We start from the raw sequence: 18,730 nt of genomic DNA on the forward strand, positions 1-18,730 counted from the left end.
TTACTTCGACTCCGGCTCGCTGCTGCAGTGAAGTTTGTTGGCTCGTGCCTTTGAGGACGACCAATCCAACCCCTTTTACTGATGGAGGAAACAGAATGAAATTCGCAAAAATGCTGCTGGCTCTCACAGCCATCGCCCTGCTGGCCGCTCCGGCTATCGCCGACACCATCAAGGTTGGTGTCCAGGCACCGATCACCGGCTCTTACGCCAACGAAGGGCAGGGCATCGAAAACGGTGCACGGCTGCTCGCCGAACAGCTTAACTCCAAAGGCGGCGTCCTCGGCAAGCAGGTCGAAGTCATCGCCTGCGACGATCAAGGTACCGCTATGGCCGCCGCCATCTGCGCTAAGGATCTGGTCAACAAAGGCGTCAAGCTGGTCGTCGGTTCCTATACTTCGACCTGCGCAGAAGCCGCCCAGAAAACCTACTTTAAAGCCGGTGTCCTGCAAACTTCCGACGGCACCGCCGACAGCCTGACGGAGAAAGGCTATTGGACCTTCCTGCGCAACTCCTTCCCGAACAGTGCCGAGGCTGAGTTCGTCGCCAACTACCTGGTAAACATCAAAAAATATCAGCGCATCGTCGTCCTCTCCGACTTCTCGACCTATGCTGACGGGCTGGCCAACGCTGCCGAAGCAGCCGTCAAAGAGCTGGGTGGCAATGTTGTCTCCCGCGACAAGATCAAGGCCGATTCCCAGAACTTCACCCCGGTTCTGACCAACATCAAAAGTAAGCACCCCGATGCGATCTTCTTCGCCGGCTATTATTCAGATGGCGGCCAGCTGCGTTCCCAACAGATGGCTCTCGGCATCAAGGCCGACTTCTACGGCGGTGACGCCAACGACAACCCGGACTTCGTCAAGCTGGCCGGTTCTGCGGCAGAAGGCGCATTCATCATCAATGTTCCCGAGCCTGCAGCGCTGCCGACCCCGATCGCCAAATCCTTCATCGCCGACTACCAGAAGAAATACGGTGAAATGCCGCCTTCGATCTGGGGCCTGATGAACATCGACGGCATGCGCGCCATTCTCCACGCCTTTGAACAGAACGGCGATACCGACACCAAGAAAGCAGCGGAGTACCTGCACAACCTCACCACTCCGCTAGACGGCATCACCGGTCCGATCGCCTTCGCAGAGGATGGCAACCGCAAGGGCGGGGCCTACGTGGTCAAGCGGATCCAGGCTGACGGCAGCTACATCAACGAGTACGTCCAGTAATCGCGCCTGAACAGTCAAAAGGGCGGGGGAGAATTTTCTCCCGCCCTTTTTTTGCCTCGAAACGTAAACGTTTTTCCCTCCTGCCCCTCAGGCGCGAAGCGAGGACAGTGTCGTCCTCCCCTGGCTTCTGATAGGCAGCTTGTTCCACCAACACTTGGAGTACGTTTTATGGATATTTTCCTGCAACAGTTGGCTAACGGCCTGACCATCGGCAGCATGTTCGCCCTTGTCGCGCTTGGCTACACCATGGTCTACGGCGTCATGAAGCTGATCAACTTTGCCCACGGCGACATGGTCGCGGCTTCAGCCTTTGTCGGCCTGACCATCTACACCCAGGTGATGGGACAGGCTACCTCGCTCGGCGCCGTCATCGTCATCTTTCTGCTCTCTGCGCTGACCATGGCCTGCATCGGCGTCTTGCTCGAGCGGCTCGCGTACCGGCCGCTACGCACTGCACCCCGTCTTTCAGCAGTGGTTTCGGCGCTCGGCGCCTCACTGGTGATCCAGAACGGCATCATGCTGATCTGGGGACCTCGGATGCGCATCTTTCCGGAACTTGTGCCACAGGTCTACTGGGATTTCAGCGGCGTCGTAATCAGCCTGATCCAGGTGATCATCCTGGCGCTGTCGCTGATCCTGATGATCGCCCTTTACCTGTTCGTCGAAAAAACCCGCATGGGCGCTGCGATCCGAGCCTCCTCGATCGACCAGGATGCGGCCCGGCTGATGGGGATCAACGTCAACAGCGTCATCGCCCTGATTTTTATCATCGGATCCTCGCTCGGCGCGGTCGGCGGTCTCTTTATCGGCCTCTACTATCGCGGCATCACCTTCAACATGGGTTGGCAGTACGGCCTTTACGCCTTCATCGCAGCCATCCTCGGTGGGATCGGCAACATTCCTGGCGCCATGCTTGGCGGGATGCTGCTCGGCCTGTTTAACGCTTTTATCGCCGGTTATGTTTCCAGCACCTGGGCCGATGCTTTTACCTTTATCCTGCTGATTCTCATCCTGATCGTCCGCCCGACCGGTATCCTCGGCGAGCGGGTTGCGGAGAAAGTCTGATGAAAAATTTTGAGAAATTAGGCCTCCCGGCCTTTATTGCGGTGATGGCGGTGCTGCCGCACCTGCTAAACGAGCGCTGGCAAGCGGTCGCCATCACCTTCCTGATCTTCTCGGTAGTCGCCCTGTCGCAGGACATCGTGCTCGGCAAAAGCGGCATGTTCAACATGGGGCAGGCGCTGTTCTTCGGCATGGGTGCCTACACCACAGCAATTCTCAACAACGAGTACGGCTGGTCGATCATTGCCACGATTCCGCTGGCGATTCTGATTCCGGCACTGTTCGGCATCATCCTGGCAGGCCCGATCGTCCATCTGCGCGGTGATTACCTGCTGGTCACCACCATCGGCTTCAATATCGTCTTCGTCCAGGTGCTGCAGAACAACCTCGGTGGCGTCACCGGTGGCCCGAATGGCATCTTCGGCCTCGACTCGCTGAGCATCTTCGGCACTGACTTGATGAGCCAGATCGCAGTCTATTACTTTGCCGTTATCGTACTGCTGTTCACCCTCTGGGTGATGCGTAACCTAGAGAAGAGTAAACCGGGACGCGCCCTGCACTACCTGCGCGAAGACCAGCTGGCAGCCGAGAGTATCGGTATCAACACACGCGTCTACAAGATCTTCGCTTTCGGCCTCGGTGCCGGCATCGCCGGTCTGGCCGGTACGGTTTACGCCACCCAGTACGCGGCGGTCAGCCCGGAAGCCTTCGACTTTATCCAGTCGGTGCTGTTCTTCAGTATCGTGCTGGTTGGCGGCTCCTCGATCCCCGGCGTCATGCTCGGCGTCTTCGTGATGTTCGTGGTGCCGGAGATCTTCCGCGAGTTTGCCACCTGGCGTTATTTCATCTTCGGTTTCGCCATGATCCTGGCGATGATCCTGCGCCCGCGCGGCATCGTCCCGGCGACCTTCGGCAAAATCCCCAAGTTTTTAATCAAGGGAGGCAGCCATGGCGCGTAACCAACTGATCCTGTCCGACGTCACCAAGCGCTTCGGTGGTCTGACCGCCGTCGATGCACTTAGTTTCAAGGTCGAGGACGGTCAGATTTACGGCATCATCGGCCCGAACGGCGCCGGCAAAACCACTGTCTTTAACTGCATCACCGGGATCTATAAATCGGAAGAGGGCTCGGTCAACTGGCGCGGCGAAGAGATCCGCGGCATGACCCCTTACCAGATCGTCGATCGCGGCATCGTTCGCACCTTCCAGACGATTCGCTTGTTCGGCCAAATGTCAGTTGCCGAAAACATTATGAGCGGCCGCCACATCAAAAGCAAACAGCACTGGTGGCACGGCATCATCCCCACCCCTGGGAAGAAGCGGGATGAGTTGGAAAACTGGCAGAAGGTCGAGGAGCAGCTCGACTTCTTCAAACTGAGCGAGTATGCCGCCACCGTGGTCGGCAGCCTCCCTTACGGCATCCAGCGCCGGGTAGAAATGGCGAGGGCGATGGCGGTCGACCCGACGCTGTTGATCCTCGACGAACCTGCCGCTGGACTCAACGACGCCGAAACACTCGAACTGTTGGAGACCATCTTCAAGATTCGCGACAAGGGGATCACGGTGCTTTTGATTGAGCACGATATGGACATGGTGATGGAGGTCACCGATTACCTGACTGTGATCAACTTCGGGAAAAAGATCGCCGAAGGCACCCCGGCAGAAATCCAGAAGAACCCGGCCGTCATCGAGGCCTACCTGGGAAGTGAGGATGACGATGAGTAAGACACTGTTCGAAATAAAGGACCTGGAAGTCTCCTACGGCAGCATCGCCGCCATCAAGGGGATCTCTTTAGAGGTGCGCAAAGGCGAGATCGTCACCATCTTAGGTGCCAACGGCGCCGGAAAAACCACCACCATGCGCACCATCAGCCAGCTATTGAAAGCGAAAGCAGGCTCGATCAAGTTCAAGGGAACCGAGCTAACCAGGCTACCGGCGCACAAGATTGTCAAACTCGGCATCAGCCACTCGCCAGAGGGACGCCGGGTGTTCGGCATCCTGACCGTTGAGGAGAACCTGATGCTCGGCGCTTTCTCGCAAAGCAAAATGGACCGCCAGATTCTCGACTGGGTCTATCAGTTGTTCCCGCGCCTGAAAGAGCGGCGCAAGCAGCTTGCCGGCACTCTCTCCGGCGGTGAGCAGCAGATGCTAGCGATCGGCCGGGCGCTGATGAGCAAGCCGGAACTACTGCTGCTTGATGAACCCTCGCTCGGCATCGCGCCGATCTTGGTCAAGGAGATCTTTAAGGAGATCAAAGAGATCGCAAAAAGCGGCGTCACCGTGCTGCTGGTCGAACAGAACGCCAAGGCAGCTCTTAAGTTGGCCGACCGCGGTTACGTCCTCGACGTCGGCAAGATCGCGTTGTCCGGAACTTCAGCAGAACTGCTCGCATCGGAGAAGGTGCAGGAAGCCTATCTCGGCAAAAAGCATTAAGCGTAAATCAGGCAGAAGGAGTGATAGCGATGAATACAAAAGATCTTCTGGTGCATATCGATTTACAACCGACCTGCACCGGCAGACTGGCAACGGCGATCAAAGTGGCCAAGCAGCAGCAGGCCAGGCTGACCGGCATCTACACGATCCCGCCGCACAGGGCCAGTGACTTCGAGCAACCTTATAAGCTGGCGAAGAGGGCCGGGCATCATTTTATGAAAGAGGCAGTTGCTGCCGGGCTGGATGCGGAATGGATCTGCGCCGACGTCTCAAAAAGTGCTTTGGACCTGGCCCAGACGCTAAACCTTTATGCCCACTATCATGACGTGCTGATCATCAGCCAGTCGGATCCCGACGCCAAAGGCGCGGCTGTGCATTCGTTGCCGGAAAAGGCGGTTCTCGGCTCTGGAAGACCGGTGCTGATCGTCCCCTACGCCTGCGATATCAAAACCATAGGAAAACGGGTGATGCTGGTCTGGCGGGGTGGCCCCGAGTCTGCTCGCGCCTTACACGACTCGATGCCGCTGCTGCGCTCAGCACAAAAGGTGCATGTCATGTCGATCCAGGGTTACGGTGGTGATGAAGCCTACGAGTCCCACAACGCTGATATCTGCAACCTGCTGAAGCAGTATGAAGTGAACGCGATCGGTGAAAAGCATGTCACAGCCGGTTTGAGTGTCGGCGACATGCTGCTCAACCGCTGTGCAGATGAAGGGATCGACCTACTGGTATTGGGCGCATTTTCGCAGTCCCGTCGCGGCACTCAGGTGCTCGGCGAAGTCGGCCGGTACCTGCTCGAGTCGATGACGGTTCCGGTCCTGATGTCGCACTAGACAGAGCAACCAGGGGCATGAACAGGAATATCCAGGAACTAACCTGGGAACATGACGCGATCATCAATTCTTCTTCGGACGGCCTGTTCGTCTGTGACGGCAGTGGAAGGATTCTCCGCGTCAACCCGGCTTCGGAGCGGATCAACAATGCCTCGGCCAGCCAGTTGGTCGGCCGCGACTACCTGGACGCCGCCCAAGAGGGTTTATTGATCCTGCCGTCGGCGGCGCTGGAAGCGATCAAAAGCCAGAAACGAGTCAGCCTGCTGCAGGAAAACCGGCACGGCCGTAAGTTGATCTCTACGGCGACCCCGGTGTTCGACGACACCGGCGGACTGATCCGGGTAGTGGTCAGCGAGCGGGACATTACCGAAACCGACCGACTGCAGCGGCAGCTCGAAGAGCAGCAGGCGCTCGGCGATCAGTTCCGCCATCAGATCGTCGAACTGCAGCAGGAACAGTTGGAAAGCCAACCGGTAATCGCCAGAAGCCCCTGTATGGTCAAAGCAATGAAACAGGCGCTCAAGGTCAGCGAGGTTGATTCGACCATCCTGTTGCTAGGCGAATCGGGCGTCGGCAAAGGGATGTTCGCAGACCTGATCCACAAATATTCCAAACGCCGTGACCAACCGATCATCAAGATCAATTGCGGAGCGATCCCGGAGAATCTGATCGAAGCCGAGTTATTCGGCTACGAAAAGGGCGCGTTCACCAGCGCAGTCGGAAGTAAACCGGGGCACCTGGAACTGGCCGACAAAGGAATCCTCTTCCTCGACGAGATCGCCGATTTGCCGCTTTCCTCGCAGGTCAAGCTGTTGCGCTTTATGGAAGACGGCTGTATCACCCGCCTGGGCGGCACCCAGAACCGACAGATCGATGTCCGTATTCTCGCCGCCACCAACCGCGACCTGGAGCAGATGGTCGAGGCTGGGAGTTTTCGCCTCGACCTCTATTACCGGCTGAGCGTCATCCCACTGGTGATCCCTTCGTTGCGTGAACGCAGGGAATGCATGGCACCGTTGATCCGCTCCTACATCGACCACTTTTCCCGTCGCTCCGGGCTAAAAAAACGCTTAACGTCAGTAGCCTTAGACATCCTCACCAATTATTCCTATCCAGGCAACGTGCGGGAGCTGATGAATATCTGCGAACGACTGGTGGTAATGTCGGACACCGATCTGATCGATATCATCGACCTGCCGCAAGCCGTCATTGCCGACGCAGAAAATGAAACTGACGTGCTGCTCGGCAAGTGGCCGGAAGAGATGAGTATGAACCAGATTCTCGAATCGGTCGAACGGCGCGTGCTACTGGAAGCAAGCAAGCGCTACGGCAAGCAGCAGCAGATCGCCTCAGCGCTCGGCATGAGCCAGCCGACCGTAGCCCGCAAGCTGCATAAATACGGAATTGTTTCCCACTTCGCCCCGGAAGGGGATGAAAGTTAAAAGGAGCCTCTTTCAAATCACGCTAGGCCCTAATCCGTGGGATCGGATTAGGGCTTTTCTGTTCTGAAAGTGCTATGCTGTGAAGTCAAAAACGAACTGGCAAAGGATAAGAGCTGATGACAAAACAAAACGAACAGAAGGGAAAAAGGGTCTATGTCATCTCTGACGGCATAGGATCCAGCGCGATCAACATCATCAAGGCCAGCATCATTCAATTCGACCTGCCCGCCTCGGCACTGAGGGTATTCTCCCATATCGAAACACCAGAAAAAGTCAGAACGGTGCTGACAAAAGCCAAACAGGACAATGCCTTTGTCGCCTTCACCCTGGCGAAAAAGGAAACCCGGCAGCTGGTGCATGAAATCTGTGTTCAGGAAGGGTTGATGCACCACGACATTCTAGGACCACCGATCGAAAAATTAACCTCCTACCTGGGAATGGTGCCGAAGGAGGGCGCCAACCTGCTCCACCGCGTCGACAACAATTATTTTAAGCGGATTGATGCCATCGAATTTACGATGAAGTACGATGACGGACAGGATGTCAACAAGATTTTCGAGGCTGATATTGTCATTCTCGGCCTTTCCAGAACCTCCAAGACACCAACCTCATATTTTCTGGCGCAACAGGGCTACAAAGTGGTCAACATTCCGTTGATGCCGGAAGTTCCGATTCCGAAAAGCGTCTTCAAGATTGATCAGAACCGTCTCGTCTGCCTGGTCATGGATAGCGAGGTGCTACAGAAGATTCGTAGCGCCCGGGTCAAACATTACCGCACCAACAGCAAATATACCGACCTTCGACATATCTTCGACGAAATGGAGATGGTCCATGAACTGGTCAGGAAAAACCGCAAATGGCACATTATCGATACCACGAACAAATCCGTCGAAGAAACGTCCAGGGAGATTATCAGTGCGGTATTCGGACAAGAGCAGGGCTTCTGAATGTCTATATCTCTAGTGAAGAAAGGAAGAAAAAGCCGATCGGGAAGATTCAGCTGTTGGAGATCGACAGCTGGCATTGCCGGCAATCGAGAGGCTGATCCTAATCGAGCTGCGGGCAATAGCAGTGCTGCTCACGAGTGCTTTCTCGCTGGTCATGCGCAATCTCGACATCGAAATCAACGACCAGCGGCAGGTGATCGGAAAAAGTGACCTGGGGGATGGAAAACTCACGCAACTTTATCTTTTCACTGTAAAGAACAAAATCGAGGTGGCGGTTCGGATTTACGCTCGGAAAGGTCGGCAGCCCTTGGACATTGGCACTTTGCAGACCGGTTGCAGCAATAAAAAGATCGATCTCCCGTTCACCCCAAAGCGCATTGAAGTCCCCGGCTACCACGCAGGGTTTGGCGGCCCTCTTCACCAGCTGATAGAGCGCCGCCAGTTGCCGATGCCGCGCTCGCCCGCCGAGCGCCAGATGCACCAGATAGACGACCACATGATCCAGCTCCAACTCAATCACCAGCCGTTTCATGCCATGCTGAAAATAATGGAAAGTTTCGTTACGGATACGGTCGCGGGCTAGAAAGGCGTTGCACTGTTTCTTCAGCACCGGCACATGCCGCCAGAATGATTTTTCCGCATATTTGATCGAATGGGAATGGTAGTGCCCTAGTGAATCGGCCAGAATTTCAACCTGATTTCTGCCATGCATCCGATAGGAACCCTGGTCCACCTCGATCAACCCGACTAGGTCCGGCTCCAGTTCGCGCAGAAACCGGATAATTTGCTCCAGATTTTTTCGTGACGGGCGTAAAAAATTGCGCGCTTTGGCCCCGGTTGCGTAACGTATGTTATAGAGCACAAACCGCATAGTACCTCCTGTATCGATTAAAGCACTAATGTGGGAGATGACAAGCCACAAGACCTAAAGAGCAAACTGGCATGGGAAAAAGTGCTCTACTCTTTCATGACAGAGCGCCTTATTATTCATCCTGCAAAGATATCAGCTTCCAGCTGGCTCCTGCAGCCAGTCGTGCATTCTCTGCAAACGGACTATCCGCTCGGTTGCGGCGCTGGTGTTATGTTCTTGCACAACGAAGCCGAGAAACGCCTTGTACGTATGTTCACCGATGGAGCTTAGAACCAACGGAACGATATCGATCATCTTCGACTTGATTGATTCGGTCATTCTTTGTGCCTGCCCCATTCTCCTGCCGAAGTGGCTCCTTCGATAGCGATAACTTCAGAGAAAAAATCCTCCAGATTTGAGGCGGCTGAGCAAAAGCTGCAGAGATTTGCTGGAGACAGTTCAAGCAACAGCGCCAAGTCGTTTGGAGTTCAGGCATTTTTTTGCTAATCTCTTGTCACCTTCTCCAACCCTTCGTCAAGGAAGTTTGCCATGAACAAGCAGAACAAGATTCTCCGCAACGGCTTTGCACTGTTCAGCCTGATTACTTCATTTGCATTCGTCTATTATGCAGTCGGCGTCATTTCCGGAGGGAACGCTTCCGAGTGGCTGAAAACCTTCGCCTACGTTGCTGGCGGCTACGGCCTGTTCAATGTTTATATTTTGAGCTGGGCCTGGCGCAGTCAGCATAGCTGGGCGGTGCCGGCAAACATGGTCATTGCGGCCTGCTTTTTCGGTGTGGTGGTGATGGACGTTCTGCGTGAAGGTTTCCAGGGAACCAATCAGGCGATCGGCCTGCTAGGACTGGCAGTGGTACTGGCGATCAACTGGTTTGCGATCAAGAAGCTCAGCCAGCGTTGAATCGGGAGCAACAGAATTTTAGCTGCCAACCGCACCGAAGCACCTGACCGCTGGCTTCTTTTCTTTAGATCCGGATCAAGCCGGCGGCCCAGGTGAAGCCCGCACCGAAGGTGACCATCCCCACCAGAGCACCCTTTTTGAGTTCACCGCTGCGGCGCAGCTCGTCGAGGGCGATGGGGATGGACGCTGCCGAGGTATTACCATAGCGATCAACGTTGACGTAGACCTTATCCATCGGCAGTTTGAAGCGTTTGGCGACCGCCTCGATAATGCGCAGGTTGGCCTGATGGGGGATCAGCAGATCGAGATCGTCGGCCGAAAGCCCCGCCTGCTCCAGAACCTGATTCAGCGCCGCTCCCATCGAAGTCACGGCATGCCGGAAAACCTCTCTGCCTTCCATGCGAATGCTGAACAGTTTGGCAGCGGCATTCTCAGCGGTCGGCAGGTGAATACAGCCACCACCGGGATTATAAAGCAGGTCGGCATGAGCACCATCGCTGTGCATGCAGGCCTGCAGCAAGCCACGTTCACCATCTGTCGGACCGAGAACAACTGCGCCGGCGCCATCACCAAAGAGCACGCAGGTATCACGATCCTCCCAGTCTACCATCGAGGTCAGTATTTCGCCGCCGGCGACCAGCGCGCGGCGGTAACCGCCGCTCATCATCAAACCCTCTGCAATCTGCAAGCCGTAGAGGAAACCGGAGCAGGCCGCTGAGATATCGAAGGCGACCGCATTTTTGACACCAAGTTTCTCCTGCACCAGGCAGGCAGTCGCCGGAAACTTCATATCACCGGTAACCGTGCCGAGAATGATCAGGTCAATCTCGTCGGCACCTACCACAGCATCCGCCATGGCACTGCGGGAGGCTTCCACCACCAAATCGGAGAGAGCAGCTCCGGGTTCTGCCAGATGACGCTGGCGGATCCCGGTTCGGGCAACAATCCATTCATCGCTGGTCTCGACCATCTGTTCGAGATCCGTATTAGTGAGAATCTTCTCCGGTACGGCACGCCCGGTTCCCAGTATCATGACCTGCGGTCTTCTTTGCATTGGAGATCCTTGCGGAAAAAACGGTCTTCTTTGCATTGGAGATCCTTGCGGAAAAAAATTACCTAACGAAGCCAACAATATCAGGCTATAGGAGAACTGGCAATCTTCGATTCACTTGACACAAAAAAGCCAAAAACTGCAACAGCGTGGGCTTTATTCAATACTAGGAGGATCATACATACTTGCCGTCAGGATAATAAAAAACCAGCCTTTTAAGGTTTGTAACTGCGCCAGGTAGTTTGCATGATCACCAGCAAGAGGTGCTAGTCGGAGAACAGAATCCAGAGCCGTTCGAAAAAAGCATATAGTGCGGCAAGTCTGAAGCCCCGAACAGGAATTTTTCGGTTTATCTCAGGCACGAATTAGTCTCCACAAGTCTATGACTTGTAGCCTATTTTCATCAGGTGACAACTCTACCATTACTAACTCTAAATCCGAAAACCCTCACGACAGCTCCCCGGTTTGACAATTAGCCCTCCTCGACTAACGTTGTATAAAACCAAAAAGTCAATGAGCTTGCAGAAACGGGGGCGTCATAGATGCCGTTTGCTGATCTTCCTCAAACATTTCCTTTTATCATCTTCGCACTGCTGTTTATTGTATTCATCATCTATCCGGCCTGGAAAAAAACCTCCGCGAGGATCCGAAAGGCCCTCAAGGATATCGAAGCAGGTGAAGCGACGCCAGGTTTTAAGCTTCAGGGGCAAGCAGCCAAGTCGACTGGGCAAGCCACGACACTTGAGCTCACTGATTTTGAAAACTTCGTCCTTTGGCAACTGGCGCAAACCGAGTCTCAATACCTGACCCGTAAACAACTCATAGCCCGCCTGCACCTTGAGCCGAAAGACCTCAAAACAGCTCTCCGCTCCTTGGCCGATAAGGGAATGATCTACATGGAAGTCTCCAGCTGGTTCAAAATCCGCTATCGATTATCGGAAAGCGGCTATCAATACGCCACCGGGCGAGGTTTCATCACCAATCTGCACAACATTCGAAACTATTGAGAGGGAAAATATGCATTACATCGCCGCCATCGATCAAGGGACCACCAGTTCACGCTGTATGATCTTCAATCATGCCGGAGAACCAGTTTCGAGTGCCCAGATGGAACATAAGCAGATCTACCCACAACCGAGCTGGGTCGAGCATGATGCCAACGAAATCTGGGCAAACACCGAAACCGTGATCCGGGACGCGTTGGCCAAAGCAGGGCTACGGGCCTGCGAGATCGCAGCTATCGGCATCACCAACCAGCGGGAGACCACTCTGGTCTGGGACAAAAAAACCGGACAACCCTACCACAACGCCATTGTCTGGCAGGACACCCGCACTGACAGCATCTGCGCACAACTGGCTGGCGACGAAGGGCAGGACCGTTTCCGCCGCCAAACTGGTCTGCCACTGGCAACCTATTTCTCCGGCCCCAAAATCAAGTGGCTTCTCGACAACGTCGCAGGCCTCCGCACAGCTGCTGAGCGGGGCGACGCCCTGTTCGGCAACATGGACAGCTGGATCATCTGGAAGCTGACCGGTGGCGTTAACGGCGGCGCCCACGTAACCGACGTCACTAACGCCTCACGCACCATGCTGATGAACCTCGACGGCACCGCTTGGAACGACGAAATCCTCGCCGAAATGGAGATCCCGAAGCAGATGCTGCCAAAAATCCGCCCATCGAGCGATCCGGAAGTCTATGGCTACACCGTCGGTAACGGTCCTTTCGGCGGCAGAATCCCGGTCTGCGGCGATCTTGGCGATCAGCAGGCGGCTACCGTCGGTCAGACCTGCTTCAACGTCGGCGAAGCGAAAAACACCTACGGAACCGGCTGTTTCATGCTCTTGAACACCGGTATCGAGATCGTTCACTCAAAGAATGGCCTGCTGACCACCCCCTGCTACAAATTCGGCAGAGAACCGACCGTCTATGCTTTGGAGGGGTCGATCGCCATTGGCGGCGCGGTGGTCCAGTGGCTACGCGATCAGATGCGCCTGATCAACACCGCGGCCGACGTCGAGAACCTGGCGCGAATGGTGGAGGACAACGGCGGCATGTATTTCGTTCCCGCCTTCTCCGGCCTGTTTGCCCCCTACTGGAAGAGTAACGCCCGCGGCGCCATCGTCGGCATGACACGCTACCTGACCCGTGGTCACTTTGCCCGCGCAGCCTTGGAAGCGGTCGCCTACCAGACCCGTGAAGTACTCGACGCCATGGAGGCGGACTCTGGTGTCAAGCTGAAAGCGCTGAAAGTGGACGGCGGTATGGTTGCCAACGAGTTGCTGATGCAGTACCAAGCCGACGTCCTCGGCGTACCGGTCACCCGTCCGAAAGTGTCAGAAAGCACCGCCCTCGGCGCCGCCTACGCCGCCGGGCTGGCCGTCGGCTTCTGGAAAAGCACTGAGGAAATGCGCCTGAACTGGGGCATCGACAAGACTTGGCAGCCATCGGCAGACGAAACCCCGCGCGTGCAAAATTACATGATGTGGAAAAAAGCGGTCACCAGAACCTTCGACTGGGTGGAATGAGCATGTGAACGCCATATTCCAAATGCATATATGAGCTGGTCAATTGACAAACGACCCTTTTCTATATGCACGTGGCAAACCGTGCCTGCACCTATATCACCCTAATCGGTCGGCTTGATATTCTGGTTCAAGCGGAACAGGTTACCCGGGTCATACTGATTTTTGACCGCCACCAGCCGTTGGTAGCCGTCCCCGTAGGCAGCAGCAATGCGCTCGGTTTCTTCCTCGGTCATGAAGTTGACGTAGACCCCACCAGTCGCAAAGGGTGCGGTGGCGGTAAAGAACTCGCGCGCCCAATCGACACAGTGTTGATCTTCGCTTGGGTCTTCCCAGCGCGCATGCACATTGAGAACGAACTGAGCGTCACGCTGCCGGTAAGCGGTAGCATCGCTGTCGATGCGGCTGATTTCACCGCCGAGCAGACCGATAAACATCTCGGTCTGCTCGGAAGGTAGTTGCCCTGAGTAGTCAACAATCGTTGCCAGAGCCTTGTCACTGAGTTCGGTGAAGTTGTGCGACTTCCAGTAATTACGTGCCCCAGGAGTTAGCAGCGGGTCAAAGGCCTGTTGCCAGGCACAATAGGGCATCACACCGATATGTTCCCCATGTGGCTCCCCGAAATGGCGTAGCGGCTCGATTTGAGCTTGGCCCTGCTGATGATCTCCGGCATGAAAAATTGCCAGTACCACCACCTCCCGGCCGTGCACCTCTTCCGGCAAAAAAGGTAGCGGCGGTGCTTTACGCAGCACCACCCAGATATTTGTTTCTTCCGGCAAGTTCGCAACATAATCCCGATATTGACTGAGCACGGCATCGGCCTGCTCGCCGGGGAAGACAATCAAGCCGGCTAGAATATCGTGGCCAAGCGGATGCAATTGGAATTCAAACAGTGTCACTACTCCGAAGTTACCGCCACCACCGCGCAGCGCCCAGAAAAGCTCGGGTTTTTCCGTTGCGCTGGTATGAACCAATTCCCCACTGGCGGTAACCATGTCGACCGAGAGCAGGTTGTCTACGGTGAGGCCATACTTGCGCGACAACCAGCCGAACCCGCCACCGAGGGTCAAGCCTGCCACGCCGGTGGTCGAGTTGATCCCCAGAGGGGTTACCAGGCCAAAAGCCTGTGCTTCATGATCCAAATCTCCGAGAATCGCGCCAGGTTCAACATAAGCACGCCGCGCCCCGGGGTCGATCCGCACCGATCGCATCTGCGAAAGATCGATCATCAGCCCATCATCACAAACGGCGTTGCCGGCAATATTGTGCCCTGCCCCACGGATCGCCAGCAGAAGATCGTGGTCGCGGGCAAAAGCGATCGCGTTTCTGATATCCGCTGCTCCGGCACAGCGCACAATCGCTGCCGGCCGCCTGTCAATCATCGCATTCCAAATCTGCCGGACCTGGTCATAGGCCGGGTCATCCGGCAGCACAATTTCTCCTCGTATCTGGGCTTTAAAATCACTGATCTGCGTATCGGTTAACATTGCCATCGGTCACTCCTTTCTTAACTGATCTTTCCTAGCTCACCAGCCGTTGGCTCCGCTCCGCACTGCTGGTATAGCGGACAGAACTGAATGTGTCGCATCGTGGCAATTCAACACAGCAAAGGAAGTGCTCGAAGGAAACTCACTCCAAAATCTGAATATTTTTTGCCGCCCGGAAATTAATCCCGACAGTACCAAACTGGCTGGCACTTGAAGCCTGCGGGGCACCCGCAAACACCTCAGCTCGCCAAGTAATGGCAAAATCGGTGAAACCGGCCGCGACGACCGTCGCTTCAAGCTCTGCTTCCAGCAGAGCACCGGCAATTCAACCGGTCCAGAGTTCGATCTTCCGCTTCGCACCCTCCGGCACTTCGCGGGTGACGAGAATATCTGCGATCTGCAGCCTGCCTCCGGGCCGAAGCACCCGATACATTTCACCGAGTACCTTCCTTTTATCTGGTGTTAAGTTGAGCACCCCGTTCGAGATGACCACATCTGCCCAACCGTCTGCGATTGGCAGTTCTTCCATGAAGGCCTGACGAAACTCAATATTGTCATACTCCGATTCAAGCGCAGCGGCACGGGCTTTTTCCAGCATCGCCGGAGTCATGTCGATCCCGACGACAGCACCACTTGGACCAACCAAACGGGCCGCGATGAATGAATCGATCCCGCCCCCGGAACCGACATCGACAACTTTCTCGCCACGCTGTAATTCGCCCACAGAAAAGGGGTTTCCTGTACCGGCAAACGATTCGATCGCAGTTTCCGGAACGCCAGCAAGCCATTCCTCTTTATAGCCAACGATCCCCGCCAAGGTGCGCCCGGTGTGAAAGTGAAACCCCTTATCCGGGTGTTCGGCAACCTCTTTGTATTCATCTTGAATCGCCCTGCGAAGGATCTCTTTATCGACTTCCACTGGCTTAACAATGTTGGCAGCGTCATAGGTCATTTAGGTGCTCCTTTTTACAAACTTAGCGGAATTCCTGACTCGGCCCACGGCATCTTTACTCCAGAACACACAGGCAAACGAAAGGCAGACCTGCCCGTTGAAACCATTATCCTTCGGCAGCTCGGCAGCTCGGCAGCTCGGCATCTTGCAGAAACGAGGAAAGATCCGTTGCTATCCGCCCCTGCCTTGCAACAGGTTTGGCTTTTCGTGGACTTAGATTTAAATACTAGCACAATACATGACCAAATAGGTAAGCTTTGCGGCCAGCAAAATGGTTATTTTGTCGGCCCATTATATTCAGGTTTGAATAATCAATTCATTAATGGATACCTTTTCCCCACAATCCTCGCCTAAGCGGCCCTCCTACCCAGCCAAAATGACTTTTTTCATCGAGTTACGCGACAAAGCGATATTGGTACCCATATTGCTTACATGTTCATAACGGCTAACCGAATTGCGCCACTTGTTGCCAGGTCCAGAGGCGCAGTACACTGTCCAATCAGTGCTTTTCTGGGCCCACATCTGGACATGAAAACCATGCAAAAGGATCGAACATGGAAACCATCGATCAGCCAACCAAAGTTCCGGAACGCAAAGAGAAAGCGGAAGGAAATTTCTACCCGGAGAAACAGAACACCAGCGGACCCGGCATGAACGAGCGGATTCAGCGTCTGCGCAAACAGACGGTGGAAACCGAGCCGAGCCTTTCCATAGAACGCGCCTTGCACGAGACAGCTTTCTATAAAGAAAATTACGGCAAATACTCGATCCCGGTGCTACGCGCACTCAATTTTCTCGATCACTGTAAAAAGAAAACCATCTACATCGGTGCCGACGAGCTGATCGTCGGCGAGCGCGGCCCGCAGCCGAAGGCAGTGCCGACCTTCCCCGAGCTGACCTGCCACAGCATAGAGGATTTCCATGTCCTCAACACCCGCGATCAGCAACGCTACACTATCAGTCAAGAGGACATCGACACCTACGAACGAGAGGTGATCCCCTACTGGCAGGGGCGCACGGTACGAGAACGGATCTTCGGTCATGTGCCCCCCGAATGGCAGACAGCCTATGAAGCCGGGCTGTTCACCGAGTTTATGGAGCAGCGTGCCCCCGGCCACACGGCGCTTGACGGACAGATCTACCGCAAAGGATTGCTCGACTTCAAAACGCAGATTGCAGAAGAGATAGCCAAACTTGACTACCTGAATGACCCGGAGGCGACTGACAAGTTCGAAGAACTCAAGGCGATGGACATCTCCTGCGACGCAGTAATTCTGTTCGCCGAACGCCATGCCGAGCTGGCCGAACGGATGGCCGAGAAGGAGAGCAACCAACAACGCGCCGCTGAACTGCGCGAGATCGCCCGCGTTTGCCACAAGGTACCGGCGCAGAAACCGGACACCTTCTGGGAAGCAATTCAGATGTACTGGTTCGTCCATCTGGGCACCATCACCGAACTAAATGGCTGGGACGCGATGAATCCCGGTCACTTCGACCAGCACCTGGCTCCCTTTTACACGGCCGAAATTGCCACTGGCACACTGAGTCGCGAGCAGGCCAAGGAACTGCTCTGCTGCTTCTGGATCAAGGTCAACAATCACCCTGCGCCGCCGAAGGTCGGCATCACCGCCCGCGAGAGTGGCACCTACAACGACTTTACCAACCTGAACATCGGCGGCATCACCAGTGACGGCAAGGACGGCGTCAGCGAGGTCTCGTACATCATGCTGGAGATCGTCGAGGAGTTGCACATCCTGCAGCCGGGCAACGCAGTGCACATCAGCAAGGTGACGCCGGACCGTTTTCTCGAGGCTGCCTGCAAGGTGATCCGCCAGGGGCACGGTTACCCCTCGGTGTTCAACCCGGACATCTACACCGTCGAACTGATGCGCCAGGGTAAGTCACTAAAAGATGCACGCGAGGGCGGCTGTAGCGGCTGCATAGAGGTCGGCGCCTTCGGCAAAGAGGCTTTCATCCTTACCGGCTACCTGAACGTACCGAAGATTCTCGAGGTGACCCTGAACAACGGCTTCGACCCGCTGACCGGTAAAAAGGTCGGTATCGCAACCGGCGACCCGCGCGAGTTCCAGAGCTATGAAGAGCTGTACCAGGCTTTCGTCAATCAGTTGAACTACATCGTCGACCTGAAGATCCGTGTCAGCAACTACATCGACCGGATGTTCGCCAAGTACGCCCCGGCTCCTTTTTTATCGGTGGTAATCGAGGACTGCATCAGCAAGGGGCGCGACTACTACGACGCCGGGCCACGCTACAACACCAACTACATCCAGTGTACCGGTCTCGGCACCGTCACTGACAGTCTGTCGACACTGAAGAAACATGTCTTCGAGCAGCAAACCTTCAGTATGGAGCACGTACTCGATGCGGTGGCGAACAACTTCGAGGGAGAAGAATTCCTGCGCCAGACGATCATCAACAAGACCCCCTTCTTCGGCAATGATAACGATTACGCCGATGCCATCGCCCTGCAGGTTTACGCCGACCTGCTCACCGCGATCGATGGCAAACCGAACACCAAGGGGGAGAGCTTCCACCTCAACATGCTCTCAACCACCTGCCACATCTACTTCGGCAAGATGCTGGGAGCCACCCCGAATGGCCGCTTTGCCGGCAAATCGATCTCCGACGGCACCAGCCCGTCACACGGAGCCGACACCCACGGCCCCTCGGCAGTTGTCCGTTCGCTGACCAAGCTCGACCATACCATGAGCGGCGGCACCCTACTCAATCAGCGCTTCTTGCCAAGCCTGCTGAAACGGGAGGAGGACATCAAGAAGCTGGCAGCACTGATTCGCAGCTATTTTACTATGGGGGGCCACCACATCCAGTTCAATATTGTTGATACCGCAACCCTGAAGGCGGCGCAAAAAACACCGGAGGATTACAAGGACCTGCTGGTGCGCATGGCGGGGTACAGCGACTACTTCAACGATATGAATGAGGATCTGCAGCAGGAGGTCATAGAGCGGACGGAGAACGAGGCCTTCTGA

17 protein-coding genes and 1 riboswitch are annotated in these 18,730 nt (G+C 55.5%); of the genes, 12 read left to right on the forward strand and 5 right to left on the reverse strand.

The annotated features are described in order from the left end of the window. Nucleotides 1-95 precede the first annotated feature (95 nt). The 8 genes from Q7J88_RS09910 (at nt 96) to Q7J88_RS09945 (ending at nt 7,938) form a co-directional block, all read left to right on the forward strand. On the forward strand, nt 96-1,220 hold the full coding sequence (locus Q7J88_RS09910; protein WP_303722024.1) for a branched-chain amino acid ABC transporter substrate-binding protein: 1,125 nt from the start codon (nt 96-98) through the stop codon (nt 1,218-1,220). Nucleotides 1,221-1,388: 168 nt separating this feature from the next. Next, nucleotides 1,389-2,285, forward strand: coding sequence for a branched-chain amino acid ABC transporter permease (locus tag Q7J88_RS09915; RefSeq protein ID WP_303722025.1), 897 nt, complete (start codon nt 1,389-1,391; stop codon nt 2,283-2,285). Continuing rightward, nucleotides 2,285-3,241 (forward strand): branched-chain amino acid ABC transporter permease, encoded by a 957-nt coding sequence (locus Q7J88_RS09920; protein ID WP_303722026.1) that lies wholly within the window; start codon nt 2,285-2,287, stop codon nt 3,239-3,241. Before Q7J88_RS09915 ends, Q7J88_RS09920 begins: the two co-directional genes overlap by 1 nt. Then, complete coding sequence (locus Q7J88_RS09925) at nt 3,231-4,007, forward strand: ABC transporter ATP-binding protein (RefSeq protein WP_303722027.1); 777 nt, start codon at nt 3,231-3,233, stop codon at nt 4,005-4,007. Before Q7J88_RS09920 ends, Q7J88_RS09925 begins: the two co-directional genes overlap by 11 nt. Next, nucleotides 4,000-4,716, forward strand: coding sequence for an ABC transporter ATP-binding protein (locus Q7J88_RS09930; RefSeq protein WP_369682012.1), 717 nt, complete (start codon nt 4,000-4,002; stop codon nt 4,714-4,716). The genes Q7J88_RS09925 and Q7J88_RS09930 overlap by 8 nt, the downstream gene beginning before the upstream one ends. A gap of 29 nt (nt 4,717-4,745) precedes the next feature. Continuing rightward, the gene (locus Q7J88_RS09935) at nt 4,746-5,549 is read left to right on the forward strand and encodes a universal stress protein (RefSeq protein WP_303722029.1); all 804 of its coding nucleotides are present in this window, start codon (nt 4,746-4,748) and stop codon (nt 5,547-5,549) included. Between the two features lie 17 nt (nt 5,550-5,566). Beyond that, on the forward strand, nt 5,567-6,991 hold the full coding sequence (locus Q7J88_RS09940; protein ID WP_303722030.1) for a sigma-54-dependent Fis family transcriptional regulator: 1,425 nt from the start codon (nt 5,567-5,569) through the stop codon (nt 6,989-6,991). 116 nt (nt 6,992-7,107) lie between these two features. After that, nucleotides 7,108-7,938, forward strand: a complete 831-nt coding sequence (locus Q7J88_RS09945) for a pyruvate, water dikinase regulatory protein (RefSeq protein ID WP_303722031.1) — start codon at nt 7,108-7,110, stop codon at nt 7,936-7,938. A 100-nt stretch (nt 7,939-8,038) separates the two neighbouring features. Here the strand turns inward: Q7J88_RS09945 and Q7J88_RS09950 are convergent, their stop codons facing one another. Further along, nucleotides 8,039-8,809 carry an endonuclease/exonuclease/phosphatase family protein gene (locus Q7J88_RS09950; protein WP_303722032.1) on the reverse strand — a complete coding sequence of 257 codons (771 nt, stop codon included), beginning with the start codon at nt 8,807-8,809 and terminating at the stop codon, nt 8,039-8,041. Between the two features lie 132 nt (nt 8,810-8,941). After that, nucleotides 8,942-9,127 carry a hypothetical protein gene (locus Q7J88_RS09955; RefSeq protein ID WP_303722033.1) on the reverse strand — a complete coding sequence of 62 codons (186 nt, stop codon included), beginning with the start codon at nt 9,125-9,127 and terminating at the stop codon, nt 8,942-8,944. A gap of 210 nt (nt 9,128-9,337) precedes the next feature. Between Q7J88_RS09955 and Q7J88_RS09960 the strand changes: the two genes are divergently transcribed. Beyond that, complete coding sequence (locus Q7J88_RS09960; protein ID WP_303722034.1) at nt 9,338-9,706, forward strand: hypothetical protein; 369 nt, start codon at nt 9,338-9,340, stop codon at nt 9,704-9,706. Nucleotides 9,707-9,770: 64 nt separating this feature from the next. Here the strand turns inward: Q7J88_RS09960 and Q7J88_RS09965 are convergent, their stop codons facing one another. Next, the gene (locus Q7J88_RS09965) at nt 9,771-10,760 is read right to left on the reverse strand and encodes a beta-ketoacyl-ACP synthase III (protein ID WP_303722035.1); all 990 of its coding nucleotides are present in this window, start codon (nt 10,758-10,760) and stop codon (nt 9,771-9,773) included. A gap of 539 nt (nt 10,761-11,299) precedes the next feature. On the opposite strand from Q7J88_RS09965, the gene Q7J88_RS09970 reads away from it, so the two are divergent. Together Q7J88_RS09970 and glpK are read left to right on the forward strand one after the other, a co-directional pair. Continuing rightward, nucleotides 11,300-11,764 (forward strand): hypothetical protein, encoded by a 465-nt coding sequence (locus Q7J88_RS09970; RefSeq protein ID WP_303722036.1) that lies wholly within the window; start codon nt 11,300-11,302, stop codon nt 11,762-11,764. A 10-nt stretch (nt 11,765-11,774) separates the two neighbouring features. Next, a complete protein-coding gene (glpK, locus tag Q7J88_RS09975) occupies nt 11,775-13,283 on the forward strand; it encodes a glycerol kinase GlpK (protein ID WP_303722037.1) in 1,509 nt (502 codons plus the stop codon). A gap of 101 nt (nt 13,284-13,384) precedes the next feature. Here glpK and Q7J88_RS09980 read toward each other — a convergent pair whose 3' ends face one another. Both Q7J88_RS09980 and Q7J88_RS09985 read right to left on the reverse strand, forming a co-directional pair. Further along, nucleotides 13,385-14,773: an FAD-binding oxidoreductase gene (locus Q7J88_RS09980; protein ID WP_303722038.1), complete on the reverse strand. Its 1,389-nt coding sequence runs from the start codon at nt 14,771-14,773 to the stop codon at nt 13,385-13,387. A 319-nt stretch (nt 14,774-15,092) separates the two neighbouring features. Then, nucleotides 15,093-15,719, reverse strand: coding sequence for a methyltransferase domain-containing protein (locus Q7J88_RS09985; RefSeq protein WP_303722039.1), 627 nt, complete (start codon nt 15,717-15,719; stop codon nt 15,093-15,095). A 128-nt stretch (nt 15,720-15,847) separates the two neighbouring features. After that, nucleotides 15,848-15,931, reverse strand: a riboswitch (cyclic di-GMP riboswitch). Nucleotides 15,932-16,369: 438 nt separating this feature from the next. Between Q7J88_RS09985 and hypD the strand changes: the two genes are divergently transcribed. Further along, a complete protein-coding gene (gene hypD / locus Q7J88_RS09990) occupies nt 16,370-18,730 on the forward strand; it encodes a trans-4-hydroxy-L-proline dehydratase (RefSeq protein WP_369682013.1) in 2,361 nt (786 codons plus the stop codon).

Source organism: Malonomonas rubra (genome assembly GCF_003247215.1).
Lineage (GTDB): Bacteria > Desulfobacterota > Desulfuromonadia > Desulfuromonadales > Geopsychrobacteraceae > Malonomonas > Malonomonas rubra_A.